The organism is Paraburkholderia terricola, from assembly GCF_003330825.1.
In the GTDB taxonomy this organism is placed as follows: domain Bacteria; phylum Pseudomonadota; class Gammaproteobacteria; order Burkholderiales; family Burkholderiaceae; genus Paraburkholderia; species Paraburkholderia terricola.
Map to the genome: position 1 here is coordinate 3564723 of NZ_CP024941.1, position 12325 is coordinate 3577047.

The 12325-nt window shown below is 59.1% G+C and carries 6 protein-coding genes, 2 tRNA genes and 2 rRNA genes; 5 read left to right on the forward strand and 5 right to left on the reverse strand.

The window, feature by feature from the left end; genetic code table 11:
- Positions 1-93 precede the first annotated feature (93 nt).
- From CUJ90_RS15970 to CUJ90_RS15990, 5 genes are all read right to left on the reverse strand, one after another.
- A 23S ribosomal RNA gene (locus CUJ90_RS15970) occupies positions 94-2974 on the reverse strand.
- Positions 2975-3283: 309 nt separating this feature from the next.
- Positions 3284-3359: transfer RNA gene (locus tag CUJ90_RS15975), tRNA-Ala, on the reverse strand.
- A gap of 53 nt (positions 3360-3412) precedes the next feature.
- Positions 3413-3489 (reverse strand) — tRNA-Ile (locus tag CUJ90_RS15980).
- Positions 3490-3554: 65 nt separating this feature from the next.
- Positions 3555-5087, reverse strand: a 16S ribosomal RNA gene (locus CUJ90_RS15985).
- The 16S and 23S rRNA genes sit together here with 2 tRNA genes alongside, the layout of an rRNA operon.
- Before the next feature lie 475 nt (positions 5088-5562).
- The gene (locus CUJ90_RS15990; RefSeq protein WP_114163176.1) at positions 5563-6339 is read right to left on the reverse strand and encodes an enoyl-CoA hydratase; all 777 of its coding nucleotides are present in this window, start codon (positions 6337-6339) and stop codon (positions 5563-5565) included.
- 135 nt (positions 6340-6474) lie between these two features.
- Here CUJ90_RS15990 and paaN point away from each other — a divergent pair, with 135 nt between their 5' ends.
- The 5 genes from paaN to paaK all read left to right on the forward strand — a co-directional run bounded on the left by paaN (position 6475) and on the right by paaK (position 12310).
- A complete protein-coding gene (paaN, locus tag CUJ90_RS15995) occupies positions 6475-8175 on the forward strand; it encodes a phenylacetic acid degradation protein PaaN (protein WP_114163177.1) in 1701 nt (566 codons plus the stop codon).
- 126 nt (positions 8176-8301) lie between these two features.
- Positions 8302-9504 carry a 3-oxoadipyl-CoA thiolase gene (gene pcaF, locus CUJ90_RS16000; protein ID WP_114163178.1) on the forward strand — a complete coding sequence of 401 codons (1203 nt, stop codon included), beginning with the start codon at positions 8302-8304 and terminating at the stop codon, positions 9502-9504.
- Between the two features lie 52 nt (positions 9505-9556).
- Positions 9557-10348, forward strand: coding sequence for a 2-(1,2-epoxy-1,2-dihydrophenyl)acetyl-CoA isomerase PaaG (paaG, locus tag CUJ90_RS16005; protein ID WP_114163179.1), 792 nt, complete (start codon positions 9557-9559; stop codon positions 10346-10348).
- Position 10349: 1 nt separating this feature from the next.
- Positions 10350-10811 (forward strand): hydroxyphenylacetyl-CoA thioesterase PaaI, encoded by a 462-nt coding sequence (gene paaI / locus CUJ90_RS16010; RefSeq protein ID WP_083086437.1) that lies wholly within the window; start codon positions 10350-10352, stop codon positions 10809-10811.
- 194 nt (positions 10812-11005) lie between these two features.
- Entirely contained in the window at positions 11006-12310 is a 1305-nt protein-coding gene (gene paaK, locus CUJ90_RS16015; protein WP_114163180.1) for a phenylacetate--CoA ligase PaaK, read from the forward strand.
- Positions 12311-12325: the final 15 nt, after the last annotated feature.

Consider the following 12325-nt stretch of genomic DNA (forward strand, 5'->3'; position numbering starts at 1 on the left):
AGGGGCAATGGGGTGGTGAGTGTATCGGGCACAACGCGGATCTCAACCGTGCGGGGCGACGCGGGGAGGCGCCACCGGAAACACACTGGTTATAGGATCAAGCCTTACGGGCAATTAGTATCAGTTAGCTCAACGCATTACTGCGCTTACACACCTGACCTATCAACGTCCTGGTCTTGAACGACCCTTCAAGGGGCTCGAAGCCCCGGGGATATCTCATCTTAAGGCGAGTTTCCCGCTTAGATGCTTTCAGCGGTTATCTCTTCCGAACATAGCTACCCGGCGATGCCACTGGCGTGACAACCGGTACACCAGAGGTTCGTCCACTCCGGTCCTCTCGTACTAGGAGCAGCCCCCTTCAAATATCCAGCGCCCACGGCAGATAGGGACCAAACTGTCTCACGACGTTTTAAACCCAGCTCACGTACCTCTTTAAATGGCGAACAGCCATACCCTTGGGACCGGCTACAGCCCCAGGATGAGATGAGCCGACATCGAGGTGCCAAACACCGCCGTCGATATGAACTCTTGGGCGGTATCAGCCTGTTATCCCCAGAGTACCTTTTATCCGTTGAGCGATGGCCCTTCCATACAGAACCACCGGATCACTATGACCTGCTTTCGCACCTGCTCGACTTGTCGGTCTCGCAGTCAAGCACGCTTATGCCATTGCACTATCAGCACGATTTCCGACCGTACCTAGCGTACCTTCGTACTCCTCCGTTACACTTTGGGAGGAGACCGCCCCAGTCAAACTGCCTACCATGCACTGTCCCCGGTCCGGATTCACGGACCAGGGTTAGAACCTCAAACAGATCAGGGTGGTATTTCAAGGATGGCTCCACGCAAACTGGCGTTCACGCTTCAAAGCCTCCCACCTATCCTACACAGACCGGTTCAAAGTCCAATGCAAAGCTACAGTAAAGGTTCATGGGGTCTTTCCGTCTAGCCGCGGGGAGATTGCATCATCACAAACACTTCAACTTCGCTGAGTCTCGGGAGGAGACAGTGTGGCCATCGTTACGCCATTCGTGCAGGTCGGAACTTACCCGACAAGGAATTTCGCTACCTTAGGACCGTTATAGTTACGGCCGCCGTTTACCGGGACTTCAATCAGGAGCTTGCACCCCATCATTTAATCTTCCGGCACCGGGCAGGCGTCACACCCTATACGTCCACTTTCGTGTTTGCAGAGTGCTGTGTTTTTATTAAACAGTCGCAGCCACCAGTTTATTGCAACCCCTTCACCCTTTGCGCGCAGGCGCATCAAGCTACAGGGGCGTACCTTATCCCGAAGTTACGGTACCAATTTGCCGAGTTCCTTCTCCCGAGTTCTCTCAAGCGCCTTAGAATACTCATCTCGCCCACCTGTGTCGGTTTGCGGTACGGTCTTGTTGAACTGAAGCTTAGAGGCTTTTCCTGGAACCACTTCCGATTGCTTCGTCACCGAAGTGACTGGCCTCACACCCTTGAATTACGCGCCCGGATTTGCCAAAGCGCCTTCTCCAATGCAAGGACCGGGACTTCCAACACCCGGACAACCTTCCGCGATCCGTCCCCCCATCGCATTCAACAATGGTGCAGGAATATTAACCTGCTTCCCATCAGCTACGCATTTCTGCCTCGCCTTAGGGGCCGACTCACCCTACGCCGATGAACGTTGCGTAGGAAACCTTGGGCTTACGGCGAGGGGGCCTTTCACCCCCTTTATCGCTACTCATGTCAGCATTCGCACTTCCGATACCTCCAGCACACTTTCCAGTGCACCTTCGCAGGCTTACGGAACGCTCTCCTACCATGCATATAAATATGCATCCGCAGCTTCGGTATATTGCTTAGCCCCGTTACATCTTCCGCGCAGGACGACTCGATCAGTGAGCTATTACGCTTTCTTTAAAGGATGGCTGCTTCTAAGCCAACCTCCTGACTGTTTTAGCCTTCCCACTTCGTTTCCCACTTAGCAATATTTGGGGACCTTAGCTGGCGGTCTGGGTTGTTTCCCTCTTGACACCGGACGTTAGCACCCGATGTCTGTCTCCCGTGATTGCACTCTTCGGTATTCGGAGTTTGCTATGGCGTAGTAATCCGCAATGGACCCCACAACCATGACAGTGCTCTACCCCCGAAGGTGATACACGAGGCACTACCTAAATAGTTTTCGGAGAGAACCAGCTATTTCCAGGTTTGTTTAGCCTTTCACCCCTATCCACAGCTCATCCCCTAACTTTTCAACGTTAGTGGGTTCGGACCTCCAGTACGTGTTACCGCACCTTCATCCTGGCCATGGATAGATCACCTGGTTTCGGGTCTACACCCAGCGACTGAATCGCCCTGTTCGGACTCGCTTTCGCTACGCCTGCCCTAATCGGTTAAGCTTGCCACTGAATGTAAGTCGCTGACCCATTATACAAAAGGTACGCCGTCACCCCTTGCGAGGCTCCGACTGTTTGTATGCATGCGGTTTCAGGATCTGTTTCACTCCCCTCCCGGGGTTCTTTTCGCCTTTCCCTCACGGTACTGGTTCACTATCGGTCGATCACGAGTATTTAGCCTTGGAGGATGGTCCCCCCATCTTCAGACAGGATTTCACGTGTCCCGCCCTACTTGTCGTACACCTAGTTCTTCCTCGCTGTTTTCGTCTACAGGGCTATCACCTGCTATGGCCGCACTTTCCAGAGCGTTCGACTAACAATGAAGATAAAGAGTACAGGCTGCTCCCATTTCGCTCGCCACTACTCTGGGAATCTCGGTTGATTTCTTTTCCTGCGGTTACTTAGATGTTTCAGTTCACCGCGTTCGCTTCACGTAGCCTATGTATTCAGCTACGGATACTCCATAAGGAGTGGGTTTCCCCATTCGGATATCGGTGGATCAAAGCTCGTTTGCCAGCTCCCCACCGCTTTTCGCAGGCTACCGCGTCCTTCATCGCCTGTGATCGCCAAGGCATCCACCACATGCACTTGTTCGCTTGACCCTATAACGAGTGTGTCTCCCGGTCCTTGCGGATCCGTTGAGCTCGCTACAGGTTGAGTATTCGTGTTGCGCCGTATTCCAGGGCAATCTTCCGATTCCCCTTTCATACATTGATACAATCACAACCCTGATTCACCTACTCGGACACCCATCTCGAGGTACCCTTTCGTGAATCTCTTTACTACTTCTTCCTGATTGTTAAAGAACGACAGCCGATATCGCAGTTGCCATAACCGCGTATCACTCTGACTGGCTCAATCGCCAATGCAAAACGCTCTGTGCCGTACACAGAACACTGCGCATTGAGGATTGGTGGAGGATGACGGGATCGAACCGACGACCCCCTGCTTGCAAAGCAGGTGCTCTCCCAGCTGAGCTAATCCCCCGGGATCATGCAGATGCGCCAGAGGGGTTGCATTCAGCACACCAGACAAGACAATGGTGGGTCTGGATGGGTTCGAACCATCGACCCCCGCCTTATCAAGACGGTGCTCTAACCAGCTGAGCTACAGACCCCTGAGTCTGCCTGATTTCACAGCCGATAAGCGTGAGCGCTCAACACTTGGACGCGTTAGCTCGAGAAAGGAGGTGATCCAGCCGCACCTTCCGATACGGCTACCTTGTTACGACTTCACCCCAGTCATGAATCCTACCGTGGTGACCGTCCTCCTTGCGGTTAGACTAGCCACTTCTGGTAAAACCCACTCCCATGGTGTGACGGGCGGTGTGTACAAGACCCGGGAACGTATTCACCGCGGCATGCTGATCCGCGATTACTAGCGATTCCAGCTTCACGCACTCGAGTTGCAGAGTGCGATCCGGACTACGATCGGTTTTCTGGGATTGGCTCCACCTCGCGGCTTGGCGACCCTCTGTTCCGACCATTGTATGACGTGTGAAGCCCTACCCATAAGGGCCATGAGGACTTGACGTCATCCCCACCTTCCTCCGGTTTGTCACCGGCAGTCTCCCTGGAGTGCTCTTGCGTAGCAACTAGGGACAAGGGTTGCGCTCGTTGCGGGACTTAACCCAACATCTCACGACACGAGCTGACGACAGCCATGCAGCACCTGTGTTACGGCTCCCTTTCGGGCACTCCCACCTCTCAGCAGGATTCCGTACATGTCAAGGGTAGGTAAGGTTTTTCGCGTTGCATCGAATTAATCCACATCATCCACCGCTTGTGCGGGTCCCCGTCAATTCCTTTGAGTTTTAATCTTGCGACCGTACTCCCCAGGCGGTCAACTTCACGCGTTAGCTACGTTACCAAGCCAATGAAGGCCCGACAACTAGTTGACATCGTTTAGGGCGTGGACTACCAGGGTATCTAATCCTGTTTGCTCCCCACGCTTTCGTGCATGAGCGTCAGTATTGGCCCAGGGGGCTGCCTTCGCCATCGGTATTCCTCCACATCTCTACGCATTTCACTGCTACACGTGGAATTCTACCCCCCTCTGCCATACTCTAGCCCGCCAGTCACAAATGCAGTTCCCAGGTTAAGCCCGGGGATTTCACATCTGTCTTAGCGGACCGCCTGCGCACGCTTTACGCCCAGTAATTCCGATTAACGCTTGCACCCTACGTATTACCGCGGCTGCTGGCACGTAGTTAGCCGGTGCTTATTCTTCCGGTACCGTCATCCCCCCGCCGTATTAGGGCAGAGGTTTTCTTTCCGGACAAAAGTGCTTTACAACCCGAAGGCCTTCTTCACACACGCGGCATTGCTGGATCAGGCTTGCGCCCATTGTCCAAAATTCCCCACTGCTGCCTCCCGTAGGAGTCTGGGCCGTGTCTCAGTCCCAGTGTGGCTGGTCGTCCTCTCAGACCAGCTACAGATCGTCGCCTTGGTAGGCCTTTACCCCACCAACTAGCTAATCTGCCATCGGCCGCCCCTGTAGCGCGAGGTCCCGAAGGAGCCCCCGCTTTCCTCCGCAGAGCGTATGCGGTATTAATCCGGCTTTCGCCGGGCTATCCCCCACTACAGGACACGTTCCGATGTATTACTCACCCGTTCGCCACTCGCCACCAGGGTTGCCCCCGTGCTGCCGTTCGACTTGCATGTGTAAGGCATGCCGCCAGCGTTCAATCTGAGCCAGGATCAAACTCTTCAGTTCAATGCCTGTTACTGTTTTTCGGTTGTTTTACCAACCGGTCGCTCACTCAACGTACTGACGAATGATCATCCTGTCTTTCAACAGGAAAACCTTCCTTTCATTACTGTGTGAGACTTGATACTTTCGCTTCCGGCAGACCCCGAAGAATCCACCGCGCGCCGCGCATCAAGCGCCCACACTTATCGGCTGTTAGTTTTTAAAGATCGCTTACGCATTCACCACCGTCACGACGCCCACTTCAACCACCCGGCACCGCTTCGTTCTGCGTCGCTGCATCTGCAGCAGAGAAACGAGATTATGGAGAACTTCCGTCACGCCGTCAACAGGTTTTTCCAACTTTCTAACCCGTCCGACCTGCCGCAAACCCCCGCCATTGCTGGCTCTCCCGCTTCCCGCGCCCCGCTGTCCGGGGCACGAAAGAGCGAGATTCTAGCGACCCCGAACGGGCCTTGCAAGCGTTATTTTGACAAACGTATTAACGATGTTTGAAAACCGGTTTGCGCTTCTCCACGAAAGCGGCCATCCCTTCTTTCTGGTCTTCCGTCGCGAAGAGCGAATGGAATAGGCGGCGCTCAAAATGCACGCCTTCCGCAAGCGTCGTTTCATATGCGCGGTTGACCGACTCCTTCACCATCATCACTGCCGGCAGCGGAAATTCAGCGATGGTCGCAGCTGCGGCGATGGACTCCTCGACCAGAGATGCGGCAGGAATGACGCGCGAAACGAGTCCGGCACGCTCGGCTTCCGCGGCATCCATAAAACGCGCGGTCAGGCAGAGGTCCATTGCCTTCGCCTTTGAGACGGCGCGCGGTAGCCGCTGGGTGCCGCCGGCACCCGGCATGATGCCGAGCTTGATTTCCGGTTGACCGAACTTTGCTGAATCGGCGGCAAAAATGATGTCGCACATCATCGCCAATTCGCAGCCACCGCCGAGGGCGAAGCCTGCCACCGCTGCAATGATCGGCTTGCGGATGGAGCGCACCGCTTCCCAGTTGCGCGTGATGTAGTCGCCTTTATAGACGTCCATATACGTATAGGTCGACATCATGCCGATGTCGGCGCCCGCCGCGAACGCCTTCTCGCTGCCGGTAATCACGATCGCACCGATGGCGTCATCATCATCGAACTCGCGCAGTGCCTTTCCCAACTCGTCCATCAGCGCATCGTTCAAGGCGTTCAGCGCCTTCGGACGATTCAACGTGACCAAACCGACCCGCCCTCGCGTCTCAACCAGAATATTTTCGTAAGCCATGCCCGCCTCCTAATCGATTAGTTCACGCGCGAAAACGCTTCGCGCCGTCGTTCCAGTAATGCTACCATTCACAAACCAACCGGTCGGTCAATTATTCGACAGGGTTTTCTCAACGCACAGCCAAAGCCCTCTGCCATGACACACCCCCTATTCGCGAAGCACGAAGACACGTTGCAAAAGGCCCTCACCGCCATCGAGACGCGTGGCTACTGGAGTCCGTTCGTCGAGATGCCCAGTCCGAAAGTGTACGGGGAAACAGCTAATGCGGACGGCGAAGCCGCCTTCAAAGCACATCTGAACAAAGTCTTCGAGCTGGACCAACCGTCCACCGGAGAAACCGTCGGCGCGGAGGTCTCGCCGTTCGGGTTTCCGCTCGGCGTGCGCTATCCGAAGGCGGATCCCGACGCACTCATTGCCGCAGCCGCCGAGGCGCAGCGCGACTGGCGTGGAGCCGGTCCGCAGGCATGGGTCGGCGTATGCCTGGAAATTCTGGCGCGCGTGAATCGCTCCAGCTTTGAAATCGGCTATAGCGTGATGCACACAACCGGCCAGGCATTCATGATGTCCTTTCAGGCCGGCGGCCCGCACGCACAAGACCGAGCGCTCGAGGCGGTCGTGTATGCGTGGGACCAACTACGCAGTATTCCGGCCGACGCCCACTGGGAAAAACCGCAAGGCAAGAACCCGCCGCTCTCCATGCACAAGCGTTACACCGTCGTACCGCGCGGCACGGGCCTCGTACTCGGCTGCTGCACGTTCCCGACATGGAACGGCTATCCGGGCCTTTTCGCCGATCTCGCCACCGGCAACACGGTCATCGTCAAGCCGCACCCCGGCGCGATCCTGCCTCTCGCGCTGACTGTACGAATCGCGCGTGACGTGTTGCGCGAAGCCGGTTTCGATCCGAACGTCGTCACGTTGCTGGCCACCGAGCCGAACGACGGTGCGCTCGTCCAGGATCTGGCCGTGCGTCCGGAAATCAAGCTCATCGACTTCACGGGTAGCACGCAGAACGGCACGTGGCTCGAGCGCCATGCGCACCAGGCGCAGGTCTATACCGAGAAAGCCGGCGTCAACCAGATCGTGATCGATTCGGTCGACGACATCAAAGCCGTTGCCCGCAACATCTCCTTCTCACTCGCGCTGTATTCGGGCCAGATGTGCACGGCGCCGCAAAACATCTATGTGCCGCGCGGCGGCATTCGCGCCGCTCATGGCACGCTGAGCTTCGACGAGGTCGCGCAGGCCATTGCCGGCGCGGTGCAAAAACTGGTGGCCGACCCGGCCCGCGCAGTCGACCTGCTTGGGGCGATTCAAAACGACGGCGTCATCCGGCGCATCGAGGAAGCGGACCAGCTCGGCCGCGTTCTGGTCGAAAGCCAAGCGCTCGAACATCCGACTTTTGCCGGCGCGCGCGTGCGTACCCCGCTCGTGCTGCAACTGGATGCCGCCCATGATCACGCCAGCTTCACGAAGGAATGGTTCGGCCCGATTTCGTTCGTGATCGCCACGGATTCGACCGCACAATCTCTCGACCTGGCCGGCGCAATCGCCGCCGAGCACGGCGCGCTGACACTGTCGGTCTATAGCACCGACGAAGCCGTGCTCGAAGCTGCTCACGAGGCATCGATCCGCGGCGGCGTCGCACTGTCGATCAATCTGACGGGCGGCGTATTCGTCAACCAGTCGGCGGCCTTTTCCGACTTCCACGGCACCGGCGCAAACCCGGCGGCCAATGCCGCGCTGACCGACGCCGCCTTCGTCGCCAACCGCTTCCGCGTGGTTCAAAGCCGCGTTCATGTTGAACCCAAAGCAGCGCCTGCGGTAGCTGGCTGAACGACATAAGACGGAAGCACAGCGTTTGTCTTATGCCGTTTGGCCGAATGGACCGCGCTGTACGCCCCAACTAACATGAGACATCGAATCGGCATCTCGCGCCGATTCCTTTCGGCAGGAACCCATATGAACGACGCTTTCATTTGCGACGCGATTCGCACCCCAATCGGCCGCTACGGCGGCGCCCTGAAGGATGTCCGCGCCGACGACCTCGGCGCGGTGCCGATCAAGGCGCTGATCGAGCGCAATCCGGGCGTCGACTGGCGAATGCTCGACGACGTGATCTACGGTTGCGCCAATCAGGCCGGCGAAGACAACCGCAACGTCGCGCGCATGTCTGCGTTGCTGGCCGGTTTGCCCACGGAGGCGCCCGGCGCAACCATCAATCGCCTGTGCGGCTCGGGCATGGATGCGGTCGGCACCGCCGCTCGCGCGATCAAGGCGGGCGAGGCGCGTCTGATGATCGCCGGCGGCGTCGAAAGCATGACGCGCGCGCCGTTCGTCATGGGCAAGGCCGGCAGCGCGTTTTCGCGGCAAGCCGGGATCCACGACACCACCATCGGCTGGCGCTTCATCAATCCGCTGATGAAACGCCAGTACGGCGTGGACTCGATGCCTGAAACCGCGGAAAACGTCGCTGTCGAATTCGGTATCAGCCGCGCGGACCAGGACGCGTTTGCCCTGGCAAGTCAACAAAAGGCGGCCCGCGCGCAGCGCGACGGCACGTTGGCCCAGGAAATCGTCGGCGTTGAAATTGCACAGAAGAAAGGCGATCCCGTGCGCGTGACGCTCGACGAACATCCACGGGAAACTTCGCTCGAAAGCCTGGGCAAGCTCAAGGGCGTGGTTCGTCCGGACGGTAGCGTGACCGCCGGCAATGCGTCAGGCGTAAACGACGGCGCATGCGCACTGCTGCTCGCGAACCAGCAAGCTGCCGATCAATACGGCCTGCATCGCCGCGCCCGCGTGGTGGGCATGGCAACGGCGGGCGTGGAGCCGCGCGTCATGGGCATCGGGCCGGCGCCGGCTACGCAAAAGCTCATCAGGCAACTCGGCATGACGCTCGACCAGTTCGACGTGATCGAACTCAATGAGGCCTTCGCATCACAGGGCCTAGCCGTTCTTCGCACGCTCGGTCTGCGCGATGACGATCCGCGCGTCAATCCGAACGGCGGAGCGATTGCGCTTGGCCACCCGCTTGGCGCATCGGGCGCGCGTCTGATCACGACCGCGCTGTATCAACTCGAACGAAGCAATGGCCGCTTTGCACTTTGCACGATGTGTATCGGCGTGGGCCAAGGCATTGCGTTGGTGATCGAGCGGCTCTGACGGCGGCACCGCAGCGCCCATCGATCAAAGACACTTTGAGAGGAGACACCCAATGTCGTATGAAGCGATCCGCGTGCACATCGACGCATCCAATCATGTTGCGACCATCACGCTAAACCGCCCGGACAAGCTCAATAGCTTCACGCGCGCAATGCATCAGGAACTGAGCGCGGCACTCGACGAGGTCGAAGCCTCCGGCGCGCGCGCCCTCGTCCTGACCGGCGCGGGACGCGGCTTCTGCGCGGGCCAGGACCTGGCGGACCTCGACTTCACGCCCGGCGCGATGACCGATCTGGGGGCACTGATCGATGAATATTTCAATCCGCTGATTCGCCGCCTGCAAGCGCTGCCGCTGCCAGTGATCGCGGCAGTCAACGGCACGGCTGCCGGCGCCGGCGCCAACCTCGCGCTGGCTTGCGACCTTGTGCTCGCGGCCCGGTCCGCAAGCTTCATTCAGGCTTTCGTGAAGATCGGCCTCGTGCCGGACTCCGGCGGCACCTGGTTTCTGCCGCGACGTGTCGGCATGGCGCGCGCCTTGGGGCTCGCCATCACCGGCGACAAACTGGGGGCGGAGAAAGCCGAAAGTTGGGGCTTGATCTGGCAAGCCGTCGACGACGCGGAGCTCGCCTCCAGCGCGGCGCAACTCGCCGCAACACTCGCACAGCAACCAACGCGCGCGATGGCCGCGATCAAACAGGCGATGCGCGCCGGCGCGACGCAAACGCTCGATCAGCAACTCGATCTGGAACGCGATCTGCAACGCCAACTCGGGGCGTCCCACGATTACGCGGAAGGCGTGCAAGCCTTCGTCGAAAAACGCGCGCCGCGTTTCGAGGGCCGCTGACATGTCCACGCAACCAAACCGTCCCGAGCAGATGACGCCGGACGAGCTCGCCCGCGCAACCGCCGCCGCCATGTACGAGAACGACGCATGCAGCCGGGCGCTCGGCCTCGAGATCGTCGAGGTGCGCCAAGGCTATGCGCGTCTGCGCATGGTCGTGCGCGACGATTTTCTGAACGGCCATCAGATTTGCCACGGTGGCCTGATTTTCACGCTCGCCGATTCGGCGTTCGCGTTCGCCTGCAACACGTACAACATCAACACGGTCGCATCCGGCTGCTCGATCGAGTTTTTGCGGCCGGTTGAAGGCGGCGACGTGCTGATAGCGGAGGCCATCGAGCAAACGCTGAGCGGCCGAACCGGCATCTACGATATTCGCGTCACGAACCGCGCGGAGGAAACCGTCGCAATGTTCCGCGGTAAGTCCGCGCAAATAAAAGGCAAGCTGATTCCCACGGGCGATTAATCGGCCGAGGGCGCGGCAATCAGGAGGCAACCGTACGCCAACCACCCGGCCGCCCCGCAGCAAATCCACAAGAGATTGCGCGGCACCGCGCCGGCTCATTGGCACCACGTCCATAAATAGCAGACAGTCCCCGGTTTTTTGCGCGAGCGCGCCGCACACCAGACTCAAGCATTGAGGCAGCAAGGAGACATTCGATGACTACCGCCCTTCCGCTCGATCCGATCGAGACCGCCAGCCGCGACGAACTTGCCGCGCTTCAACTCGAACGGCTCAAATGGTCGCTGAACCATGCGTATGAAAATTCGCCGGTGTATCAGCGCAAATTCGATGAAGCCGGCGTTCATCCAAGCGACGTGAAAACGCTTGCGGACCTGGCCCGCTTTCCCTTCACCACGAAGAAGGATCTGCGCGACAACTACCCGTTCGGCATGTTCGCGGTGCCGCAGGAACAGATCTCACGAATCCACGCGTCGTCCGGTACGACCGGCAAGCCGACCGTGGTCGGCTACACGGCGCGCGATATCGATACGTGGGCGAATCTCGTCGCGCGTTCGATCCGCGCCGCCGGCGCGAAGCGCGGCGACAAGGTTCACGTGAGCTACGGCTACGGCCTCTTCACGGGCGGCCTCGGCGCGCACTACGGCGCGGAGCGCGCAGGGCTCACCGTCATCCCGTTCGGCGGCGGTCAGACCGAAAAGCAGGTGCAGCTGATTCAGGATTTTCGGCCCGACATCATCATGGTCACGCCGAGCTACATGCTTTCGATTGCCGACGAGCTCGAGCGGCAAGGCATCGATCCGGCGACTTGCTCGCTGCGTCTCGGCATCTTCGGCGCGGAACCGTGGACCAACGACATGCGCCATGCGATCGAAAAGCGCATGGGCATCGACGCTGTCGATATCTACGGCTTATCCGAAGTGATGGGGCCCGGCGTGGCGTCGGAGTGTGTGGAAACGAAAGACGGCCCGACCATCTGGGAAGACCATTTCTATCCCGAGATCATCGACCCTGAAACCGGCCAGGTGTTGCCGGACGGCGAACTCGGCGAACTGGTGTTCACGTCGTTGACCAAGGAAGCGCTGCCGATCATTCGCTACCGGACTCGCGATCTTACGCGCCTCCTGCCGGGCAGCGCCCGCACCATGCGTCGAATGGAAAAAATCACCGGGCGCTCGGACGACATGATGATCGTGCGCGGCGTGAACGTGTTCCCGACACAGATCGAGGAATTGCTGCTCAAGCAGCACGCTCTCGCGCCGCACTACCAGATCGTGCTCACCAAGGAAGGTCCGCTCGACGTGCTGACGTTAAACGTGGAGCCCTGCCCGGAAACGGCGCCTGACACCGTCGCGTTGAACACGGCAAGGCAGGCGCTGGCGTACGACATCAAGGCGCTGATCGGCGTAAGCGCCGTGGTGAATGTGCTGGCGGTGAACGGGATCGAGCGCTCGGTGGGAAAGGCTCGCCGGGTAGTGGACAAGCGTAAGTCGGGGCTTTAGGCCAGGCGGCCGGCG